Raw genomic sequence first — 21106 nt, forward strand, 5'->3', positions numbered from 1 at the left:
CTCAGTTTAGATCGGTCTCGCCCGCGCGAGTCAGCCGGTATTGGAAGAAGGTGATCACGACAAGAATCAGCAGCAACGCCACAGAAAGTGCGGAGGCATAGCCGAACTGGAACCGACCGAAGGCCATGTCGTAAATGTAGAGCTGGAGCACTCGCGATGAGTTGACAGGACCACCCTGCGTAGCGATGGCGACCGTGTCAAAGACCTGGAATGACTCGATGATCGTCATAATCAGGACCAGCGCCAGAATAGGGCGCAGCAATGGAATGGTGATGCGCCAGAACATCTGCCACTCCGAGGCGCCATCGACCCTCGCCGCCTCATAGGCAGATTCGGGAATGGTCTGAAGGCCTGCGAAGATCAGCAGTGCTGTATAGCCCATGTGCCGCCACACGTTGATCAACGCAATCGTCGGAATAACTGTCGACTCCTGGGACAGGAAGGGGATCATCTCCAGGCCCAGCAAGGAAAGCAGCTGGTTGCCGATCCCCAGATGGGTGTCCAGAATCCACATGAACACGAGCGCGGCCACCACGTTGGAGACCAGGTAGAGGGTCAGCACGATGGACCGGACCCATGTGGACTGGGTGAGCCGGTGCATCAAAACCGCGATCAGCAAGGCTAAGACAGTCTGTATTCCGATATTGACCATCACGTAGTAGACGGTGACAGCAGCTGCATTCCAGAACACCGGGTCCTCCAGCAAACGGAGGTAATTGTTGATCCCGACGAATTCAGGCAGGGTGAGTAGATTGTAGTTGGTGAAGCTGAGCCAGATCCCATTGATCGTAGGCCACATCAGAAACGTTGTGAAGCCGATGAACGCAGGCGCGATCAGTACAATAGCCAGGAGCAGATCGTTCCTGCTTCTGGCGCCCTTCCGGCTGGGCACAGTCAGCCTAGGACTGTTCATAACATACCTCCGTTGGTACGAATGAATTAATTCTGTAACAGAATTACATCCTTCTGCGCGAGGTTGCGGATATTTTTTTCAGATCCGGGTCACTACAAACAATACCGTAGTGGATGGACGGAGCACTGGAGCCCTCAGTCCGGCGCCCATCAACTGCGCTCCAGTCAATTCAAGGGGTGCCCCAGCCATCCAGGGCACCTGCAGGACCCCCTTCAATGCGGGACGATCGATTATCTCAACTCGGTAGCGCCTCTCGGAAATCAGCCCAGGGAACTTGAGCATTCCCAGATTCACTGCGGGAGTGGCTTCCAGCACCGACAGAGAGTAGATACCGCCTTCATCGTTGACGATCCCCTTGAACCAGACCCCGGGGTCGGGCATCGAGACACGCACCAACCGCCCCGCAAGCAGTCTTTTACGATGGTCCTTGTACCACGCGATCCACCAGGCAAGTTCCTCAAGCTCCTCCTCGGTCGCACTGGCAAGATCCCACTCGATGCCCAGGTGGCCAAAGACAGCGGTTGCAGCGCGGTGACTGAGATCGTGCCAGCGGCCCGTCACATGGGACCGCCCTGAGGCGATGTGGGATCCCAGCAGCTCGGCGGGCAACAACTGAGAGGTCCACCACAGCATCCGCTGTCTGTCGTCGGGGTCAATGTTGTCGGAGACCCACACGCGCTCTGCCCGCTCCATCACCTCCAGATCTATACGAGATCCCCCGGATGAACATGACTCGAATTCCACCTGTGGGAAACGGCGGCGCAGCTCATCCAGCAGGGCGTAGAAGGCGCGTGTCTGTGCAGCGACGGCAGGACGACCATCAGGTACGGTGCCTGCATCGTTGAGATCACGGTTGTGGTCCCATTTGACGTAGGAGATGGGGTATTCCTCAAGGATGGCGGACATCTGGCCCAGGACATGGTCAAAAGCACCAGGAAGCGACAGGTTGAGTACTTGCTGGAACCGCCCCTCCAAAGGTAGCCGGTCCTCAAGCTGCATCAGCCACTCAGGATGCGCCCGCGCCACATCAGAGTCGGGATTGACCATCTCAGGCTCGAACCAGAGCCCGAACTGCATGCCGAGTTCCGTCACCCGGTTGACGAGCGGATGCAGTCCCTCCGGCCACACCTCAGGGCTGACGACCCAGTCGCCCAGACCAGCATGATCGTCACGACGCGCCCCGAACCACCCGTCATCCAGCACATAGCGTTCCACCCCTAGCGCAGCGGCCTGCTCGGCTAAGTCGATCAGCCGTGAAACGTCGTGATCGAAATAGACAGCTTCCCAGACGTTCAGGCTAACCGGACGCTCAGAGTCGGGATGCAAAGGCAGAGCCCGCAGATGCTGATGGAAACGTTCTGCCTGAGCGTCCAGGCCGACAGCATGATTGAAGTAGACCCATGGTGACCTGTACCGCCGCCCAGCCGTCAGCCATCCCTCCCCTGGCAGGAGCAGCTCTCCGCCGCCAATGAGTTGCGCGCCGGTGAAATCCCGCTCGGCGAGATGGAGATGGTTGCCGCTCCATGCCACATGGCAGGCCCAGATCTCGCCAGTTTGATACCCGAATCCCTCCTCCCCCAGGCTGAGCACGAAGGCCGCGTCAGCACCAGTGCGGCCGTGCCGTCCCTCGCGGCGACGCACTCCCATATCGAGCCTTGTGCGCTGCGGCATGCGCTCGGCGGCCCACCGGCCCCCAAAGTCCATGAGGTCGCGGGCCTGCCCAGGAACCGGCATCCGCAAAGTCAGCTCAGTCACTTCAAACGGCGCGTCGCCCACATTCTCCAAGGTTGCGCGCACACGTACCAGCCCTGTTGGCAGCATCTCAACCACCAACAGCATCCACAGACTCGCAGAGACTGCCTCCAAGGCATACTCCACCACCGCGGGGCCAGCCACGATGAAGTCGTCCACGGGCCGCCCACTGACGCGGACCTCTCTGATGCGCCAGCCGGGACTCCACCCCCTCCCGGCACAAGAGCCGATCAGGCCAGGCGTCCCAGTCCAGCCATATCGACCCTCAGGGATAATCCCCAGGCGCGGGTTGAGGTCAACAGAGTTGCCTGGAACCATCCAGGCCGATCCCAGCCGCAGCGCCTCGAACTCAGCCTCTGTGACCTCTCCCAGGTCTGTCCCCCAGTGGACCACCTCCGGCATTCCGTCCTGTCCAGCCGAAATCAGCAATGCAACCCCAGCGGAGCGCAGAACGACTCGCGCAGGCATCTACCCTCCCACATAATTTCGACGTTGAAGTTATCAAAAGAGTAGCCTCCCCCCGGGACATCTGGAAACGCCGGTCCACAAAACTGCTTGCCACCCGACGATGTGAACAGACTCCACCAACGGATATCCGACACCCGGCGCTGCGCCAGGCAGATTCGAGCAGATCTACAGGTGAAGCTCTTGGGGATCGAGATAGGCAGACGGCTCATCTATGGCGCGTATCAGGATAGGGGTCAGCAGTAGTTTCGCCTCGTTGCCGGAGAGAGCACGCCGGTAGCTTCCAACATCACGCCACCGGCTTACCAAGGCCCACAGATCTGGGGCATCCAGGTTGGCCACCACCTCGACATCAAGACACCCCGGACGGGAACGCCAGAACTCTGCGATGGACTGAAGCCCCCTGGCAAGTTCCTCGTCAACTTTACTGAAGCGGGAGATCGCAAGCATTGACTCAGGCTATCCACCTGACACCCACGAGTTTGAAATTCCCCATCATAAAAACGATAGCGCCTGCGCATCAGAGAACCCAGCCACCACTAGCCCTGCCACCAGCGCGGCGGCAGGTGCCGTGAAGATCGCGACCGTCTTCTATCCGCTCGAGTTATGCCGCCACCAAGACCTGAGGCGCCAAGATAAGCGTCTCGAACCTGACATTGCCGGCCAGGAGCCACACGACCTGGAGCTGACGCCGCAACAGATCGCCAGTCTCGAGGAGGCGGATCTCGTGGTCTACCTCAAAGCTTCCAGCCTGCTGTGATAAGGCAGTGGAACAGTCGGGCATTAAGCACAAGCTCGCCCTCTCCCAGGTATGATCCAGCTACCTCGGCTGCCGAAGACCATAACCATGCGCTGAAGGTGAAGGCGCTCGGGACCATTGCCGACGAACTCGCGAAGATAGACGCCGGAGGCAAGGCCTTCTTCGAAGCGAAAGCCAAGACCGCCAGTGACGAGCTCAGTGGTGGCACTGACCCGTTCCAGCAAGGTCAGGTACGTCTGTTCGGGATGCCGATCCGGCAGTTCCGCGAATGACATCACGTAGGGTACGTCCCTCAGCACGCCACGTTGAAAATGCAGAGCACCACAGCGCAGGAGGTGGTTACCTCTGGACCGCTGGCGCATCACAGGTTGTTGAGACGTGCCAACAAGACCGACCGGAAAATTGTCGCTGAGGCACTGGAACGCGTACACCTGAACGACCAGGCCCGCTGGCCCTTCACCCCACTGTCCGGCGGGCAGAAGCAGCGGGCGCTGCTTGCCACGGGTCTGTCCGATAAACGGTGTGTAGGGTCCGGTGGTTTTCATCAGTGGGTGGTTCGGTTGAACCGTCCAGCGAAGGTGATTGCGAACGCGTTGAGTGCGGGCTTCCACCTGATCACCCAGCGTGCCCGGCTCCCGTCGGTGGGGTCAAGGGAGCGGGTCACTAGGTACAGGCACTTCAACGCGGCTTGCTCGTTGGGGAAGTGCCCACGGGCCCGCACGGCCCGGCGGTACCTCGCGTTGATGGACTCGATGGCGTTGGTCGTGCAGATCACCTTCCGGATCTCCATGTCGTAGGCCAGGAACGGTACGATACTGCGCCCACGCGTTGCGCCACAGCTGCACGATCGCCGGATACCGGTCGCCCCACTCGGTGGCGAACTCGGCAAACCGGTCCTTGGCCGCTTGCTCGGACGGGGCCGTGTACACCGGTTTGAGGGACTTCACGATCGCGTCGCGGTGCTGCCGGCCGGCGTAGCGGAAGCTGTTGCGGAACCAGGTAGATCGATGCACTGCTGCACGATGGTGTGTTCCCAGGTCGTGTTGATCGCCTCAGGGAGTCCCTTCAACCCGTCACACACCGCGATCATCACCTCGACGATGCCTCGGTTCTTCACCTCCGAAAAGATCTGCAGCCAGAACCGGGCACCCTCAGCACCGTCACCAGCCCAGATCCCTGTGGATGTCGCGTTCCCCGTTCATCGTGACACCCATGACAACGTAGAACGGGGTGTTACGGACTTGACCGTCACAGACCTTCACGTGCGAATCGCGCCGGGCGAAGATCACCGGGTAGACAGGATCCAACGGCCGACTCGACCACTCGGCGAGCTCACCGACGATCTTCTCGGTGATCCGGCTGATGGTGTCCTTCGACACCCTCGCTCCGTACACCTCCTCGAAGTGGGCAGCGACTTCACCGGTGGTCAGCCCGCGGGCGGTCAACGACAACACGATCTGATCGATGCCGTCCAAACGTCGCTTCCGTTTCGGGACGATGATCGGCTCGAAGGAGCCGTCACGATCACGGAGAACCACCGGTCTCGACCGGCCCGATCTGGGTCAACACCGTCTTGACGCGGGTGCCGTTGCGCATGTTCGCCTCGATCGGCGTGCCACCGTGCTCGTGACCCAGATGCTCGGTCAACTCGGCGTTCAACGCCGCCTCCAGGACGTTCCTTGGTGAGCTGGTTCAACAACCCTCCCGGGCCGACCAGACTCACCCCCTGTCCCCTGGCCAGCGCCAGCAAACGCCCGGCCAGGTCCTTCTGATCGATGATCTCTCCGGTCACGGGATCGATCATCTCGTCTTCCATCATGTCGGTCATGTCAGCCACAGCCGTCTCCTCTCGGATCAGGCCGGACCTCACACACCGTTAATCAGACAGTCCCCTTGCCACTCGGTGCGTGAGCCCGGCCTTTGGGTGATCGCTTTTTCTGGCGGCCATGGTTCTATGGTTCGCGCTGGGCCTACACCACTGGCTATTCGCCATCTGCGCCGATGAGGACTTTGCCAGGGTGCTAGGGGGTCCGGGTCAAGATATTGAACCTACTCATCGTGGTGGTCGCTTCCGTGACCATCACTCTCTCAATGCGCACTGTGGGCTTGCTCCTGATCAGCGCGCTGATGGTGATCCCCGTGGCCACCTCCCAACAGCTGTTCACCGGTTTCCGGACAACCCTGCTGGGAGCCATGGGATTGGGGGTCGTGGCTGCGCTTGGCGGCACCGTCGGATCTTATTTCTGGGACACTGCCAGCGGAGCTACCAACGTCGTGTTCGCTATCGCTTTGCTGGGGATCGCCACCGCTGGAGCGCCCCTACTCCAGCGGTGGCGCTGGAACTCCCTGGGCCCGGTCGCAGACCGGGAAACCACCCACTACTCAGGACCTACCCGATAGCGACAGGATATTGGGAATCACAGCGATTCCGGTTCTCGTTCAGGTAGGGTTGCTCTCAATCTGGCATGACGGTCCTCCTAGCCAAGTGGTGGGAGGGAACTCACCGGCATGCATTGCACGGAGAATATTTATGACGAGCATTAGCACCCGCAACACATGGCAGCGCGCTGCTGTGCGGGCCTTACTGGCGAACACCGAGGAATTCCGCACCGCAGCCCAGATCCATTCAGAACTTCGCCAGGTAGGTGACAAGATCGGGCTCGCCACGGTGTACCGGGCTCTCCAGACCATGAGCGAATCCGGGGATCTCGATGTGCTGCGGACCCCCGACGGCGAAGCTGCCTACCGGATGTGCTCCAACACCCACCACCATCACCTAGTATGCCGCTCCTGCGGCATAGCGGTGGAGATCTCCGCCGATGCCGTCGAGTCGTGGGCAAGCCAGGTAGCGGGAGAACACGGTTTCACCGACGCGGGACACAACCTGGAGATCTTCGGCCTGTGCCGTAACTGCTCCCCCACCTGATCTTCCACAAGATCACGCCAACAGGGTCCAGCGGCTCTGTACCCACACACATCGCCCTGGCTCCAGGGGCATGCTCGGCCTGTGATCCGCTGTTCGTTCTCACACTGCAACCTCACCAGCTCCAGGCCCGGACACTGCCGAGTAGGTCTTTCACCAGGCCTCCTGGGCCCAGGACCAGCACAATTCGATGCCTGCGCCAGCAACCATGAGAAGTGAGATCTGGGAATCAGCCCATCCGGTGCTCGTGCCCCAGAGACTCACCAAGATGGGCTGGCCGGCCCTGGCTGCGGTCCCCCAGCCGGTCGATGGCGCCGCCAACCGGCACTGTGCACAGAATCGAGATGACGCTGGCGATCGCCACCAGAACACTGGCCAGCGCATCCGAGGCGCCGGCCTGCACCGCCCGCCAGCACCTGGACAGCTGCGATGGCCCCGATCCCCTCGGCGAACAACAGAGCAGGTACATACACCGGCCAGAGCAGACCTCGCAGTCCTGTGGTCAACTCGCTCCCAGGAAGGGGAGGGACCTGAGAGAACGGTCAAGGTGCCAGGTGGCATAGGCTGCCACCACACCATGGGCCCGGTTCCGCAAGGGTGGCCCGGCTTTGCGGATCACTTCCCATTGACCGGCCAGCAGAGCTCCGAGCAGGCTCAGCAGCTCAGGGCTCGCGGAGGCCGATGCAGGCGGTCTGCAGACAGGGCAGACTGCCCCACCAAGTTGAGGGGAGAACCAGCGCAGCTGTTCTGTAGTGCCGCAGCTCACACAGGCGTCCGTCATCGCCGCCCATCCGGCCGAGGCCAGGCCGCGGAGCAGGTAGGAGTCCACCACAGCTGCTAGCGGCAGTTCACCCCGGTCAAGGGCTAGGAGACCTCCCAGGAGCAGACGATACTGAGGCACAGACGGCACCCCATCTTCAGCGACCAAGCGGTCCGCTGCCTCCACCAGAACCTGGGCAGCACAGAAGCGTTCGTAGTCGGCGCCGAGCAACGGAGGATGCAATGATTCGGCCTGGGTGACCGTAACCAAGGTGCCACGGCCTTCGGCAAGCTGCACGTCCACATGCCCGAAGGGTTCCAGCCGGGAACCGAACTTGGAGCCGGTCCTGCGTATTCCTTTGGCGACGGCTCTCACCTTGCCGTGCTCGCGGGTGAACAGGCTGATGATCCGGTCAGCCTCTCCGAGTTTCCACGTCCGCAACACCACTGCTTCATCTCGGTAGGTGCGCACAGCGCAATGGTATCCGGATAGGCTTCGTCAATGGCCTATCGCGACCCCACACCTCATCCCTCCGGCGCACGTCCCCCCCGTGATCCCTGCGGCAAAACTGCCCAAACATGTGGCCATCGTGATGGATGGCAATGGCCGCTGGGCCAAGCAGCGGGGGCTGAAACGCACCGAGGGCCACGCACGCGGCGAGGCAGCTCTGCTGGACGTGATACATGGGGCACTGGAGCTAGGGGTCCCCTACCTGTCTGCCTACGCCTTCTCCACGGAGAACTGGAAACGTTCCCCGGATGAAGTCCGCTGGCTGATGGGTTTCAACCGCGATGTCATCCACCGCCGCCGCGACGAGCTGGATGCGATGGGGGTCAGGATCCGCTGGGCCGGACGCCGTCCAAGGCTCTGGGAGTCCGTAATCCGGGAGCTGGAGGAAGCGGAGAATCAGAGCCAGCGGAACACCAAGCTCACCCTCCAATTCTGCGTCAACTACGGAGGACGTGCTGAGATCGTGGACGCCGCACGTGAGGTCGCTGAGCTCGCGAAGGCAGGCAAGCTAGATCCCAGCCGGCTGACAGAGGATCGTTTCCGGCGTTTCCTTGATGAGCCAGAAATCCCGGACGTCGACCTGTTCCTGCGCTCTTCAGGCGAGCAACGGACCTCGAATTTCCTGCTCTGGCAGTCGGCCTACGCCGAGTTCATCTTCCTCGACCGCCTGTGGCCCGACTTCGATCGTCGTGACTTTTGGGACGCTGTGGAGCAGTATGTCACTCGGGAACGCCGCTTCGGTACCGCCTGAGCAGATCTCAGAACAGGACCGTGGAGAGGCGCCGCCGCGCCTTGAGCACCTCCGGGGAGGTACGCCCGGCAACATCGAAAAGCTCCAGCAGGCGAACCCTGATGACCTCTTTCTCCTCAGGGCTGGTCTCGACCGCCAGTCTCAGTAGCCGGTCGAAGGCCGCGGCGTATCCACCCTGGATGACCTCCAGGTCAGCGGCATCCAACTGGGCATTGACGTCGCTCGGGCGTTCGGCAGCAGCTTTGACTATGGCAGCGCCGTCGAAGGACGTGGAGCGTTCCAGGAGGGCCGCCTGGGCGCGCCCCGCAGTCGCCTCGGGATCATTCGGGCTGGCAGCCAGCAAGGCATCGAATTCAGCGATGGCCTGGGAGAAGTCACCCGCAGCCAGCGCGGCATCAGCCTTCTCGAAGCGTGGATCGGCGGCGGGCTCAGCTTCCCCGGGGGCAGCGGCAGCCGAGCCCACCGGCTGAGCACGACCAGTCATCCCGTTTGCCACAGCCAGCTGGGTTACCTGGTCGAGGACGGCTGAAATGTCCTTGCGGTCCCGGGTGCCCTGGAACAGGGGGGCGACCTGTCCCCCGATGATCGCCACGACCATTGGCACTGCAGTCACGCCGAGAGCCTGGGCCAGGCGTGGCTCGGCGTCCACATCCACTCGGGCCAGCAGGAATCGTCCCTCGGCGGCATTGACGAGCTCGGCGAGAACTGTGGAAACGGTGGCTCCGTTGGTGTCACGAGGCGAATGGAACTCCACGATGACGGGATACTGCATCGACTGGCCGACCAGCGCCTGGAAGCCGGCCTCGGTGACATCGGTGACGTAATTGCCTCCGGCGGTACCAGCAGCAGGCTGCGCGGCGGCGAGGCTGGACAGATCTACGGCACCGGGGCGTGTGAAGTTCGGATTCGTCATGCCAGTAATTTTTGCGGGCGGTGTCAATTCCCACAACTGGAAGTGGAAAGATGGGGGTATGGCACATGAGCGAGCTGGCCTGGTGGCCTTGGAATCTGATCTCATCGACGTCGATGCCGTCATCGCGGCCTATTACGACCTGACCCCCGATCCCAGCAATCCTGACCAGAGGGTGGTGTTCGGAACCTCGGGACATCGTGGTTCCAGCCTCGACACCGCCTTCAACGACCTCCATATAGCCGCAACAACGCAGGCCATCGTGGAGTACCGGGCCGCACAGGGAGTGCGTGGCCCCCTGTTCATCGGAAAGGACACCCACGCCCTGTCTCTGCCTGCGTGGCGTACCGCGCTTGAGGTGCTGGTGGCGAACGGTGTCCCCGTGTTCGCCGAGCAGGAGGATGAGTACACCCCGACCCCAGCGGTCTCACGCGCCATCATCCGGTACAACCGTGAGCATTCTGACCAGGTCGCTGACGGGATCGTCGTGACGCCTTCCCACAATCCGCCGCGTGACGGAGGATTCAAATACAACCCACCCACTGGCGGACCCGCCGACACTGGTGCGACGAAGTGGATCGCCGACCGTGCAAATGAGCTGATGGCGTCGCCCTCGGGCATTCGCCGCACGCCGTATGAGCAGGCCACGGCCAAGGTGACACGGTTTGACTACCGCACCCCTTATTGCACGGAGCTGACAAGCGCCCTGGACTTCGAAGCCATCGCGGCAGCCGGAGTCCGCATAGGAGCCGATCCCCTGGGCGGCGCCTCCGTCCAGTATTGGGAGTACCTGGCCGAGCACAGTCCCCTCGACCTGACCGTCGTCAACCCGACGGTGGATCCCACCTGGCGGTTCATGACCCTCGACACCGACGGCAAGATCCGGATGGACTGCTCCTCACCGAACTCGATGGCGTCGCTGGTGGCCAACCGCGACCGCTATGACATCGCGACGGGGAACGACGCCGACTCAGACCGCCATGGGATCGTCACCCCGGACGCCGGGCTGATGAACCCCAACGCCTTCCTGGCAGTCGCCATCGACTACCTGTTCTCGCACCGGCCAGGCTGGGCTGCCGCCGCGGGAGTCGGCAAGACCCTGGTATCCTCATCCATCATCGACAAAGTGGCTGCCCGCCTTGGACGCCGCCTGGTTGAGGTGCCCGTCGGATTCAAGTGGTTCGTGCCAGGGCTCACCGACGGATCACTCGGTTTCGGTGGTGAGGAATCCGCTGGAGCGAGTTTCCTCGATCTTGAGGGGCGCACTTGGACCACCGACAAGGACGGTATCCTGCTGGCCCTGCTGGCCAGTGAGATCCTGGCGGTGACAGGCCGTTCCCCCAGCCAGCACTACGCCAACATGGAGTCGGATTTCGGCACCTCCTACTACGCCCGCGTTGATGCGGAGGCCAGCAGGGAACAGAAAGCTAGGCTCGCAGCGCTGTCCCCCGATGACGTCACAGCACATGAACTGGCTGGCCAACCGATCACCGCTGTCCTCACCCAGGCCCCTGGGAATGGGGCTGCCGTCGGGGGGATAAAGGTGACTACTGATTCGGGCTGGTTCGCGGCACGTCCCTCGGGCACGGAGGACAAGTACAAGATCTATGCAGAGTCACTGCGCGATCCAGGCCATCTGGCACAGATCCAGCAGGAGGCCCGGCAGGTGGTCGACGCCGCCCTCCAGAGCTGACACGCGCTTTCCCGAACGCGGCCGGCCGGGCTCATACCCCGTCGGCCGCGTCCTCGTCCTCCATCACCATCTTCTTGCGGAGGCCGGAGCGCTGGATAACCCTCTGGATCGTGAGGTCACGATCCGCAGGGCGGGCGACATAGCGGATGTCGCGTAGCCCCTGGGCCTGGGCTGCCGACTCAAAGACCAGATGTCCGTAGTCGAAGACCTTCCCGAGCACTGGTTGTTCCAGGGAGATGTCGAGGATCCGGGTCATCGGCATCGTCGCCAGATGAGTGTTGAACACCCCATGGATACGGAAAACTCGCATGTTGGTGATGACGAACCGGTCCATGTGTGCGACGTGGGCCTTCCAGAACCCGAGGCCCAGCAAGTAAAGCCCCACCAGCATGGGGACCCAGAAAAAACCGCGCACCGCCGTCATGAAAACGAAGGCGGGGATGCTGAGACACATCACGCCGATCCACGGCAGGGAAACCACCCAGTGCTTGCGCACTTCATCGATGACCCTCTCATCCTCCTCCACCAGCAGGTGACGCTGGATATCGGGTTCGAGGAGACGGGCAATCAGGCCCATGACCGGCTTAACCGGCGAGGCGGGAGAAGAAACGAGCGATCGACTCGAAGGCCCCGAAGAATGTCCTGATAGCCTCCGCAGCCGCTTCGGGACGGGTGAACAGGTAGAAGACCACGAAGGCGATGCCGAGCACAAGCAGAACCTTCTTGATCCAGCCAACCATGATGTCTCCAAGTCTCAAGGGGGAAGGGACTCAAATGAGCACTTACCAGTGTGCATGAACCCTGGGCATCAGCTAAATCCGACGCGCCGCCGTCCAAACTCGTAGTGTCGCACTCGGTGCTCCCCCGCCGCTGTCACGCCGCGCCGCCGGACCGGATGAAACTTTTGTCCCCACCCCGCCGGTCAAGCCAGAAAGCCGGGTGTAACAATGGCGGGCATGGAGAACCAAGATCTGTTCATCTGCATCGATCACGTCGGCCTGGCGGTCCGGGACCTTGATGAGGCCATCAAGTTCCACACCGAGGTCTTCGGTTGGCGAGAGCTGCACCGGGAGATCAATGAGGAGCAGGGCGTCGCCGAGGCCATGATCGGCACCGGGACTCAGGGAGAAGAGAACGCCAAGATCCAGCTCCTGGCCCCCCTCAACGAGAACTCCACTATCGCCAAGTGGCTTGACCGCAACGGCGGCCCTGGCATCCAGCAGCTCGCCTATCGCGTCCATGACCTGGACCATGTGAGTGCCGTCTTGCGGGAACGTGGCCTCAGGCTGCTGTTCCCAGAAGCCAAGCGCGGCACCGCTGATTCCCGCATCAACTTTGTTCACCCGAAGGACGCCGGCGGGGTCCTTCTTGAGCTGGTGGAGCCTGCAAAGAGCGCCTCTCACTGAGATCGATGCGATACGCCGGTGGACGCGCCTGAGCTCCACCGGCACCAATACCTTCACTCCAAGGTAGGCTCAGTACCGATCGTGCCAAGCCAGGAGACAACAATGACCGATGTTCGTACCGAGATCGAGGAGGAAACCGGCCTCAACCTCTTCGAGGACAAGGCCAGCGCCGTCGGGGGATTCCCCCATGCCATGCTCGGCTATGACAAACAGGCGGTGGATTCCTACATCCAGGATCTTGAGCAGCGGATGCTTGAGATGAAGGTCCAGCTGCGAGAGCAGCGCCGGGAGACGAGCTTCGCCCGCTCGCAAGTCGGGACCACGGATTTTTCCAAGTTGGGAGCCCATGCCCGTGCTCTGCTGGAGGCAGCAGAGGCTCAGGCGGCAGAGCTGGTGCGGTTGGCCGAGGCCGAGTCCGACCGGCTACGGCAGGAAGCCCGGCTGTCGGCAGCTGCCTCTCGCGAGGCTGCGCAGCAGGAGGCCGACGACGTCCGGCTGTCCGGGCTCGCCAGCCTCCGCAAGCTCCGGCAGGAGCAGGCAGAGGCTGGGCAGGCAGTGCTCGAAGCTGCCCGGCGCGATGCAAACCTGGTACGCGCCGACGCGGAGGCCCAGTCAAAATCCCTGCTGGAGGAAACGGCGCAGCGTATCAACGCACAGCTGGAGGCTGCCCGTCTCGATGCCGCACGGACGCGCCAGGAGGCGGAGCGCGACGCCACTGCCGCTCGCCTGGCAACGGAAAAATCCACTGCCACCGCCCTGTCCAAGCAGGCAGAGGCCGTCAGGAAGACAGAGGAGAATGTCACGGCTCAGCTCACCGAGGCCCGGGCGCGCTCTGACGCTGCCTCAAAGCAGATCGAGGAGGCCCGGTCAGAGGCGATCAAGATCCGTGAGTCAGCGGTGGAGGAAGCCGAGCAGATCCGGCTGACCGCCACCCGTGAGGCTGAGGCCACGCTGTCTGCCATGCGGGATGAGGTGCACCAGAAGCAGGAGCAACTCGAGGAACAGGTCGCCTGGCGCAAGGAACAGCTCGAGCGGGAGGTGGCTGCCCTGATGGCGCGCCGGACTTCCATCATCGCATCTATGCAGAACCTGCGTGCCATGGCTGAGGAGGCTGTGCCTGACATGGAGCTGACCGAGATCATTAGCGCTGACGAGGTGACGTCCCCGCAGCCGAGGGATCACAAGCAGGCAAAGTGACGGTCTCGGGCCCCGAGGCAGAAGATGATCTTCCTTCCCAGGCATCGGAGGGATTCCCCGGATCGGCTGCCACTTCACCGGCCGCTCCCGGGGAACCGGACAGCCTAGTCCCCAAAACTGGTTCAGCTGTCCCCCGGTCGCAAGGGGGTTTCCAGCCCCGTGGACTGCGCGGTTTACTGCACCGGTTCCGCCGCGCCTTCAGCGGAATGTTCGGCAATGCCCGCCAGGGGGCGAAACAACTGCTGACCCCCACCCCGGAGGAGCCGGTGAAGCCGGTTCCCCCGGTGGTCGTGCAAAATGAGGCCAAGCTGCTGAACCATTCACCGTTCTCCATCGGCTTCTTCGGGGCACTGGGTGTGCTCGTAGCGATCGGCTTGATTGTCGCGGCTTTGCAGGTCCAGAACATCTTGGTGCTGGTGGTGCTCTCTCTGTTCCTCGCCCTGGGGCTGAATCCAGCCGTCGAGTTCTTCACAAGACGCCGGGTGCCCCGGCCGCTGGCGGTCTTCATCGTGACGGTGGCCCTGTTGGGAGTCATTGTGCTGGGGGTGACGGCGCTGGTTCCGTTGATGACCAACCAGGTGCAGTCACTCGCCTTCCGGGTTCCCTACTGGATAGGGATGCTAGCTACGAATGAGCAGGTGGCCCGCTGGGATGCCCAATACAACTTGCTGGAGACGGCTCAGCGCTACCTTGCCTCGGGCGGGCTGGTGCAGAATCTGTTCGGAGGCATCTGGGGGGCTGGCGTCCTGGTCGGCCAGTTCATTTTCTCCGTGATCATGACACTGGTGCTCACCATTTACTTCCTAGCCTCGCTTCCCGCCATCAAAGAGGTCATCTACAAGCTGGCCCCTGCCAGCCGAAGGGAGCGTTCCCGGTATCTGGCTGATGAGATCTTCCGGGGGGTCTCTGGATACATCACCGGTATGTTCATGGTGGTCACCGTGGCCTCCGGATGCAGCTTCGTCTTCATGAACGTCATCGGCCTGGGGGCATATTCACTGGCCTTGGCCTTCATTGTGGCGCTGTTCTGCTTCATCCCCCTGGTCGGTTCCTCACTAGCGATGCTCGCGGTCGCCCTGGTCGGTTTCGCAACCTCCCCCACCATCGGCATCGCCACCATCATCTACTTCCTGATCTATCAGCAGTTCGACGCCTATGTCCTCTACCCGACGGTCATGAAACGTACCGTCAAGGTGCCCGGGGCACTCGTGGTGCTGTCCGCGCTGATCGGCGGCATCCTTCTGGGACTCATCGGCGCCTTGATCGCCATCCCGACAACAGCCGCCTTGCTGCTGCTCTACCGAGAGGTGCTCCAGCCGCATCTGGACGCCAGCTAGGATGTGTCGCGTGCGTCTCGTCATCGCCCAGTGCCAGGTCGACTACGCGGGTCGGCTAACAGCTCACCTGCCTATGGCCAAACGCCTGATCATGCTGAAAGCGGACGGCTCTGTCTCCGTCCATGCAGATGACCGGGCGTTCAAGCCCCTCAACTGGATGAGTGCGCCCTGCACACTGACCGTGATCGAGCCCGACGAGGCTGCGCAGGAAGCCGGTGCCACAGCGTTGTGGCTAGTGCGTTCCCGGTCCGGTGACACACTCAGGATCGCTCTGGGCGAGGTGTTCTTGGATGCCGATCATAACTTCGGGGTGGATCCGGGGCTGCAGAAGGACGGAGTGGAGGCACACCTGCAGGCTCTGCTGGCAGAGCATCCGGCGACCTTCGGGACTGGCTGGCAGGTGGTCAAACGTGAGTTCTACACGCCGATCGGCCCGGTGGATCTCCTGCTGCGTGACGCTGAGGGCCTGCACGTCGCGGTGGAGGTGAAGCGACGGGGTGAGATTGACGGCGTCGAGCAGTTGACCCGCTACCTGGAGCTGATGAATCGCGACCCGCAGCTGGCCCCCGTGCGCGGGATCTTCGCGGCACAACAAATCAAACCGCAGGCTGCCACTCTTGCCGCGGACCGGGGGATTGACTGCCAGCTGCTCGACTATGACGCGCTGCGTGGCATGGACAACTCCGAGGATCGGCTGTTCTGATGGCTCGGCGTGCCTCAAAGCATCTGCGTCCGCCACGTCCTCTGGACACCTCTCGGCATGTCTCCCGGCAGGCCACGTCTTCGGGTTCCTTTCTGGTGCGGGAGGTGCCGAAAGATCGTGCTTTGAAGCAATACATCTGTCCGGGCTGCAATAACCAGATCCCCGTCGGCATGGCCCATCTGGTGGCATGGCCCGAAGAGCCTGGCCTTGGATTCGATTCAGGGGTGGAGCAACGCCGCCACTGGCACTCTCACTGCTGGAGGGTGAACCGATGATCCACTACATCACCACAGGGTCAGGACCCATACAGTTGGTGTTCCTGCATGGCCTATTCGGGCAGGGCAAGAACTTCTCCCGGATCGCAGCCGCCCTGGCCGACGTGGCGACCTGTCACCTGCCTGATCTCCCCAATCATGGCGCCTCGTCGTGGACAGTGGGTTTCAGTCTCGACGGCCAGGCTGAGCACATTGCCCGCTGGCTGCAGAAAAGCTTCGCCAGCCCCGTCGCGCTGGTGGGACATTCGCTTGGCGGCAAACTGGCAATGCGACTGGCGCTCTCCCATCCTGAGATGGTTGACCGCCTGCTGGTCGCGGACATCTCGCCAGCACCGAGTGATGGTCCCAGCAGTTTTGCTCCCCTAGTCGGGGCCATGCACAGTCTCGACCTGGAGCACTTGACCAGCCGCACCGAGGCCAGCCGTCGGCTCTCCACAGCTATTCCCGACCCCCAGGTCCGGGGGTTTCTGCTGCAGAACCTCCGGCGGCTCAGCGGGGACTGGGCTTGGATGGCCAATCTGGACCTGCTTGGTGACTCCCTGGGAACCATTGGTGGCTGGCCACACACAGATGCGGTCTATGACGGCCCGGTCTGGTGGGTCGCTGGAGGCCAGTCCTCCTACGTCCAGCCTGAGCACGCCGAGCCGATGCGCCGTCTATTCCCGCGAGTGGTCACGATCACGCTGAAACGCGCAGGACACTGGGTACATGCCGATGACCCAGAGGCGTTCACCTCGATCTGCAGAGAGTTCCTGGCCTCACCAGCGGGTAGGACCCAGCCGTTGCAGCAGACCGTCAGCTGAACGCTGCCCTGGCGGTGACGTTGTCAGCTCAGCGTGACGGACCTGATGAGCACCTCGCCTATAGGTGTTGTGCCGTCGGAGGCGTCAACGCCCTGCGCAGCGATGCCCTGCACAACCGTCAGCCCGGCTTCATCTACCGTCCCGAAGACGGTGTACTCAGGGCTTAGCTGCGTATCCTCCCATACGATGAAGAACTGCGACCCAGCGGTGTTGGGTTCCCCGGTATTGGCCATGGCGACGATGCCCCGAGGGTAGGTGGCGGTGTCCCCTTCCCGCTCCAGTCCGGTGGTCCGCGGGTTCAGCTCGTCTGGAATCGTGTAGCCAGGGCCGCCGGTACCGGTGCCGGTGGGGTCACCGCATTGCAGGGTAAAAGTGCCGTAGTCGGTCAGACGGTGGCATCTCGTCTCGTCAAACCAGCCCTGCTGCGCAAGGGACATGAACGAGTTGATGGTGCAGGGAGTGGCCGAACGATCCATCGTGATCTCGATATCGCCCGTTGCTAGATGAAGAGTCGCCTTCGTCTCCCCGACGTTCAGTACGTCATCAGCGCTTGGGGGATCCACGGGTTTGGCTGGTTCCCCACTGGGCGGGTAGGAACAGCTGACCGCGCGTGTCGCCTCATCGGCGGGGGCTGACTGATTTGCATTGCCGCATCCCGCAAGCAGGGCCACGGACGTGATCGTGAACAGGGGGACCAAGGCCTTGAATGACACCTCAGCCATTCTAGATAAAGTTGCTTCATGGTGAACTTGACACGCATATACACCCGTACTGGCGATGCTGGGAAAACCCGTCTATCCGACAATGCAGAGGTCCCGAAGACTGATCTGAGAGTCGAGGCCTATGGGGCTGTGGACGAGACCAACTCCAACCTAGCCCTGGCGGTGGCTCATGGCGGCCTGCCCGAAAAGCTAGTTGAGATGCTGTCCCTGATCCGCAACGAGTTGTTTGACGTCGGCGCCGATCTCAGCACCCCGCTGCATCCACACCCCGAGTATCCACCGTTGCGGATCGAGCAGTCCTCTATCGACCGGCTGGAGGAATGGTGCGATGAACTGGGTGCCGATCTCCCGGCGCTTCGCTCCTTCATTCTGGCTGGCGGTAGCCCTGCCGCAGCCCAACTGCACGTGGCTCGCACCGTGTGCCGGCGTGCGGAGCGGGTGGCCTGGCGGGCAGCTCAGTCCCACGGCACTGAACCCTCAGAGCAGCGCGGCGAAGGTGGGATCAACCTACTTGCGATCACCTACCTGAACCGGCTGAGCGACCTGCTATTCAATATGTGTCGGACCGCAGCGGGTCCTGAGGGCGATGTCCTGTGGGTCCCGGGAACAGACCGTGAAGCACCGAAACGCCACCGACGTTCAAAAGGGTGAATCAGCGCTACCAGGTAGGTAATGGCTTCCCGGCGGAGCGGATTCTATCCAGGCCATCAGGCCCATCACATTGTCCAAGTCCATGGCGAGGTTGTGCTCATGCCCTGTGAAACGGTCTTTGATCGTGACAATCCAGGAGCGATCGAACAACACGACCTCCTCCAGAGCGGTTGCGGCACGGCGTCGTTGCCAGCTGGTCCCGGCGCGTGAGAAGGAGCAACTGGGCCGCAACGCCAGGGAGAAGGCGCGATACCAGTCCAACCGGTCTCCACGATAACGGGCAAACCCCAGCACCCATCCGACGCCGGGCCCACCGTCACGCAGCCTGTGCGCGCAATCAAAAAGGCCGCCCTGGCGGGTGAGCCAACGGCGGCGCGCATAGAGCAGCAAAAAAGGCAGAATACAAGCGCAGGCGATCGCGATGACCACCGCGAAAGCCAACCAGCCCATGCACAAAACATAGCGTCAACACATGCATATGACGAACCAGGACCCGCCACACGGCGTGTAAAAGAATTGTCTTCCCCGTAGGTATGCCGATAAAGCCAAACGGCATGCAAGCGTCATCATGGACAAGACTTCAACAGGTAAGGCGCACCGGGCCACACGCCGCCGACGATCCCCAGGCCAGGGAAGAAAGAAGCATGCATGTGTCAGAACAGCCGTTCCCAGCACGCTCTCCAGGTCTCCGCGCCCGCAGCCAAATCACTGATCATCCGCGATCCGCGAGGTACCTCTCCCCCGCCCGGATCTGCGCATTGAGGATGTACAGTCTGTGAATCTGCTCATCCGACGCCTCACCCTTGCTTCTGAGGTGCCGCAGCTCGTGCGCCTCCCTGCGGGCCGCTTCCAGGGAGACCTCCTCAGCAGGTTTGACCTCATGGCTGAGGATCCGGATGTGCCCGTGGGCAACAGCGAGCAGCCCACCGTCAATGGCCAGGATTCCCGTCGTGCCATCTGCAGAGACGATCTCCACCATGCAGGGAGTCAAAGCCGCCATCAAAGGCTCATGGCCCGGAAGAATGCCGATGTCCCCCTCGCTGGTGCGTGCGATGACGTTGACGACATCACCCTGCCAGACCATCCTGTCCGCCGAGACGACATCCAGCTTCAACGGCTGCCGCTCCATGGTCACAGGTCCTTCTGCATCTTGTTCCAGTTCTCGAAGACATCCTCCATGGCACCCACATTGAAGAAAGCCTGTTCGGCGATGTGGTCGACATCGCCGCGGCAGATCATCGCGAATCCCTCAATGGTGTCGGCCAGCGGAACCGTGGATCCGGGGATGTTCGTGAATTTCTCAGCCATGTAGGTGTTCTGGCTGAGGAACTGCTGGATCCGCCGCGCCCGGTTCACCATCAGCTTGTCCTCCTCAGACAGTTCATCGATCCCCAGGATCGCGATGATGTCCTGCAGTTCCTTGTTCCGCTGAAGGATCTGCTTGACCTGGACCGCGGTGTCGTAGTGCTCCTGGCCGATGTACTGGGGATCAAGAATCCGCGACGAAGAGGTAAGCGGGTCGACGGCTGGGTACAACCCGCGGGAGGCGATCTCCCGGCTCAGCTCTGTCGTGGCATCCAGGTGAGCGAAGGTCGTGGCTGGCGCCGGATCCGTGTAGTCGTCGGCTGGCACATAGATAGCCTGCATCGAGGTGATGGAGTGACCCCTGGTGGAGGTGATGCGCTCCTGCAGCTGCCCCATCTCGTCAGCCAGGTTCGGCTGGTATCCAACCGCAGAGGGCATACGTCCCAGTAGCGTGGACACCTCGGAGCCGGCCTGGGTGAACCGGAAGATGTTGTCGATGAACAACAGAACATCCTGGTTCTGGACATCGCGGAAGTACTCAGCCATGGTCAGCGCTGTCAGTGCGACACGCAGGCGAGTGCCCGGAGGCTCATCCATCTGGCCGAACACCAGGGCTGTGTCCTTCAGGACGTCTGCCTCCTCCATCTCGTGGATGAGGTCGTTGCCCTCACGTGTGCGCTCGCCCACGCCCGCGAACACCGATGTGCCACCGAAATTATGGGCGATGCGGTAGATCATCTCCTGGATGAGCACAGTCTTGCCCACACCGGCGCCACCGAACAGGCCGATCTTGCCGCCCTTGACGTACGGGGTCAGCAGGTCCAAGACCTTGATTCCGGTCTCAAGCATCTCAGTGCGGGACTCAAGAGCATCGAATCTGGGAGCCGGGCGGTGGATGGGCCAGCGTTCGGTGACCTCGATGGAGGCCGGGTCGACGTTCAACACGTCCCCCGTCACATTCCAGACATGTCCCTTGGTGATATCGCCTACCGGCACCGAGATCGGGGCACCCGTGTCACGCACCTCAGCACCGCGGCGCATGCCATCAGTGGGTTTCAAGGCAATGGCCCGGACCAGGTTGTCCCCGATGTGCAGGGCAGTCTCCAGCGTGATCATCTGCTTGTTGCCCAGCACTTCAGTCTCGACATGAAGCGCGTTGCCGATCTCAGGTATCTGGTCAGCCGCGAACTCAACATCCACGACCGGGCCGATGACCCGGGCAACACGACCGACACCCATCGCTGTGGTCGGATCTGCAGTGGCAGTCATT

The 21106-nt window shown here is 62.1% G+C and carries 24 protein-coding genes and 2 pseudogenes; 13 read left to right on the forward strand and 13 right to left on the reverse strand.

Going from position 1 to position 21106, the window contains the following annotated elements:
* Window position 1: 1 nt before the first annotated feature.
* The 3 genes from SK1NUM_RS08160 to SK1NUM_RS08170 form a co-directional block, all read right to left on the reverse strand.
* Window positions 2–892: a carbohydrate ABC transporter permease gene (locus SK1NUM_RS08160; protein ID WP_223927425.1), complete on the reverse strand. Its 891-nt coding sequence runs from the start codon at window positions 890–892 to the stop codon at window positions 2–4.
* 99 nt (window positions 893–991) lie between these two features.
* The gene (locus SK1NUM_RS08165; RefSeq protein ID WP_212321036.1) at window positions 992–3133 is read right to left on the reverse strand and encodes an alpha-galactosidase; all 2142 of its coding nucleotides are present in this window, start codon (window positions 3131–3133) and stop codon (window positions 992–994) included.
* A gap of 165 nt (window positions 3134–3298) precedes the next feature.
* Window positions 3299–3580 (reverse strand): antibiotic biosynthesis monooxygenase family protein, encoded by a 282-nt coding sequence (locus tag SK1NUM_RS08170; RefSeq protein ID WP_212321038.1) that lies wholly within the window; start codon window positions 3578–3580, stop codon window positions 3299–3301.
* 121 nt (window positions 3581–3701) lie between these two features.
* Here SK1NUM_RS08170 and SK1NUM_RS08175 point away from each other — a divergent pair, with 121 nt between their 5' ends.
* From SK1NUM_RS08175 to SK1NUM_RS15455, 3 genes and pseudogenes are all read left to right on the forward strand, one after another.
* Window positions 3702–3890, forward strand: coding sequence for a hypothetical protein (locus SK1NUM_RS08175; protein WP_212321040.1), 189 nt, complete (start codon window positions 3702–3704; stop codon window positions 3888–3890).
* A 98-nt stretch (window positions 3891–3988) separates the two neighbouring features.
* Window positions 3989–4162, forward strand: coding sequence for a hypothetical protein (locus SK1NUM_RS08180; RefSeq protein WP_212321042.1), 174 nt, complete (start codon window positions 3989–3991; stop codon window positions 4160–4162).
* A gap of 15 nt (window positions 4163–4177) precedes the next feature.
* Window positions 4178–4399: pseudogene (locus tag SK1NUM_RS15455) on the forward strand (ABC transporter ATP-binding protein); the annotation flags it as partial.
* Window positions 4400–4434: 35 nt separating this feature from the next.
* On the opposite strand, the pseudogene SK1NUM_RS08190 reads toward SK1NUM_RS15455, so the two are convergent.
* Window positions 4435–5694 (reverse strand): annotated as a pseudogene (locus SK1NUM_RS08190) (IS256 family transposase).
* Between the two features lie 269 nt (window positions 5695–5963).
* Between SK1NUM_RS08190 and SK1NUM_RS08195 the strand changes: the two are divergent.
* Together SK1NUM_RS08195 and SK1NUM_RS08200 are read left to right on the forward strand one after the other, a co-directional pair.
* Window positions 5964–6290 carry a metal ABC transporter permease gene (locus SK1NUM_RS08195; protein ID WP_244980160.1) on the forward strand — a complete coding sequence of 109 codons (327 nt, stop codon included), beginning with the start codon at window positions 5964–5966 and terminating at the stop codon, window positions 6288–6290.
* 130 nt (window positions 6291–6420) lie between these two features.
* Window positions 6421–6816 (forward strand): Fur family transcriptional regulator, encoded by a 396-nt coding sequence (locus tag SK1NUM_RS08200; RefSeq protein WP_212321044.1) that lies wholly within the window; start codon window positions 6421–6423, stop codon window positions 6814–6816.
* Window positions 6817–7042: 226 nt separating this feature from the next.
* Here the strand turns inward: SK1NUM_RS08200 and SK1NUM_RS08205 are convergent, their stop codons facing one another.
* On the reverse strand, window positions 7043–7216 hold the full coding sequence (locus SK1NUM_RS08205) for a hypothetical protein (protein ID WP_212321047.1): 174 nt from the start codon (window positions 7214–7216) through the stop codon (window positions 7043–7045).
* Between the two features lie 99 nt (window positions 7217–7315).
* Window positions 7316–8044: a DNA repair protein RecO gene (gene recO, locus SK1NUM_RS08210; RefSeq protein WP_212321049.1), complete on the reverse strand. Its 729-nt coding sequence runs from the start codon at window positions 8042–8044 to the stop codon at window positions 7316–7318.
* Window positions 8045–8165: 121 nt separating this feature from the next.
* Here recO and SK1NUM_RS08215 point away from each other — a divergent pair, with 121 nt between their 5' ends.
* Window positions 8166–8834: an isoprenyl transferase gene (locus tag SK1NUM_RS08215; RefSeq protein WP_263407075.1), complete on the forward strand. Its 669-nt coding sequence runs from the start codon at window positions 8166–8168 to the stop codon at window positions 8832–8834.
* A 7-nt stretch (window positions 8835–8841) separates the two neighbouring features.
* Here the strand turns inward: SK1NUM_RS08215 and SK1NUM_RS08220 are convergent, their stop codons facing one another.
* Window positions 8842–9747: a tetratricopeptide repeat protein gene (locus SK1NUM_RS08220; protein WP_212321053.1), complete on the reverse strand. Its 906-nt coding sequence runs from the start codon at window positions 9745–9747 to the stop codon at window positions 8842–8844.
* A gap of 58 nt (window positions 9748–9805) precedes the next feature.
* On the opposite strand from SK1NUM_RS08220, the gene pgm reads away from it, so the two are divergent.
* Complete coding sequence (gene pgm / locus SK1NUM_RS08225; RefSeq protein ID WP_212321055.1) at window positions 9806–11437, forward strand: phosphoglucomutase (alpha-D-glucose-1,6-bisphosphate-dependent); 1632 nt, start codon at window positions 9806–9808, stop codon at window positions 11435–11437.
* A 31-nt stretch (window positions 11438–11468) separates the two neighbouring features.
* Here the strand turns inward: pgm and SK1NUM_RS08230 are convergent, their stop codons facing one another.
* Window positions 11469–12014, reverse strand: a complete 546-nt coding sequence (locus tag SK1NUM_RS08230; protein ID WP_212321057.1) for a PH domain-containing protein — start codon at window positions 12012–12014, stop codon at window positions 11469–11471.
* A 7-nt stretch (window positions 12015–12021) separates the two neighbouring features.
* Window positions 12022–12177: a hypothetical protein gene (locus tag SK1NUM_RS08235; protein ID WP_014846469.1), complete on the reverse strand. Its 156-nt coding sequence runs from the start codon at window positions 12175–12177 to the stop codon at window positions 12022–12024.
* A gap of 207 nt (window positions 12178–12384) precedes the next feature.
* On the opposite strand from SK1NUM_RS08235, the gene mce reads away from it, so the two are divergent.
* The 5 genes from mce to SK1NUM_RS08260 all read left to right on the forward strand — a co-directional run bounded on the left by mce (window position 12385) and on the right by SK1NUM_RS08260 (window position 17158).
* Window positions 12385–12843, forward strand: coding sequence for a methylmalonyl-CoA epimerase (gene mce, locus SK1NUM_RS08240; protein ID WP_212321059.1), 459 nt, complete (start codon window positions 12385–12387; stop codon window positions 12841–12843).
* A 102-nt stretch (window positions 12844–12945) separates the two neighbouring features.
* Window positions 12946–14040, forward strand: a complete 1095-nt coding sequence (locus tag SK1NUM_RS08245; RefSeq protein ID WP_212321062.1) for a coiled-coil domain-containing protein — start codon at window positions 12946–12948, stop codon at window positions 14038–14040.
* Window positions 14041–14246: 206 nt separating this feature from the next.
* On the forward strand, window positions 14247–15377 hold the full coding sequence (locus SK1NUM_RS08250) for an AI-2E family transporter (RefSeq protein WP_223927431.1): 1131 nt from the start codon (window positions 14247–14249) through the stop codon (window positions 15375–15377).
* Between the two features lies 1 nt (window position 15378).
* Entirely contained in the window at window positions 15379–16080 is a 702-nt protein-coding gene (gene nucS / locus SK1NUM_RS08255) for an endonuclease NucS (RefSeq protein ID WP_212321063.1), read from the forward strand.
* Window positions 16081–16351: 271 nt separating this feature from the next.
* Window positions 16352–17158: an alpha/beta fold hydrolase gene (locus SK1NUM_RS08260; protein WP_212321065.1), complete on the forward strand. Its 807-nt coding sequence runs from the start codon at window positions 16352–16354 to the stop codon at window positions 17156–17158.
* A gap of 23 nt (window positions 17159–17181) precedes the next feature.
* Here the strand turns inward: SK1NUM_RS08260 and SK1NUM_RS08265 are convergent, their stop codons facing one another.
* Complete coding sequence (locus SK1NUM_RS08265) at window positions 17182–17880, reverse strand: peptidylprolyl isomerase (RefSeq protein WP_212321067.1); 699 nt, start codon at window positions 17878–17880, stop codon at window positions 17182–17184.
* Window positions 17881–17898: 18 nt separating this feature from the next.
* Here SK1NUM_RS08265 and SK1NUM_RS08270 point away from each other — a divergent pair, with 18 nt between their 5' ends.
* Window positions 17899–18531, forward strand: coding sequence for a cob(I)yrinic acid a,c-diamide adenosyltransferase (locus SK1NUM_RS08270; RefSeq protein ID WP_212321069.1), 633 nt, complete (start codon window positions 17899–17901; stop codon window positions 18529–18531).
* Here the strand turns inward: SK1NUM_RS08270 and SK1NUM_RS08275 are convergent.
* The 3 genes from SK1NUM_RS08275 to atpD form a co-directional block, all read right to left on the reverse strand.
* On the reverse strand, window positions 18520–18960 hold the full coding sequence (locus SK1NUM_RS08275) for a DUF2550 domain-containing protein (protein ID WP_212321071.1): 441 nt from the start codon (window positions 18958–18960) through the stop codon (window positions 18520–18522). The two genes, SK1NUM_RS08270 and SK1NUM_RS08275, sit on opposite strands and share 12 nt — an antisense overlap.
* Before the next feature lie 283 nt (window positions 18961–19243).
* On the reverse strand, window positions 19244–19660 hold the full coding sequence (locus SK1NUM_RS08280; RefSeq protein WP_212321073.1) for a F0F1 ATP synthase subunit epsilon: 417 nt from the start codon (window positions 19658–19660) through the stop codon (window positions 19244–19246).
* A gap of 2 nt (window positions 19661–19662) precedes the next feature.
* A complete protein-coding gene (gene atpD / locus SK1NUM_RS08285) occupies window positions 19663–21105 on the reverse strand; it encodes a F0F1 ATP synthase subunit beta (RefSeq protein WP_212321075.1) in 1443 nt (480 codons plus the stop codon).
* Window position 21106: the final 1 nt, after the last annotated feature.

This window comes from Arachnia rubra (assembly GCF_019973735.1).
GTDB classification, from domain to species: Bacteria; Actinomycetota; Actinomycetes; order Propionibacteriales; family Propionibacteriaceae; genus Arachnia; species Arachnia rubra.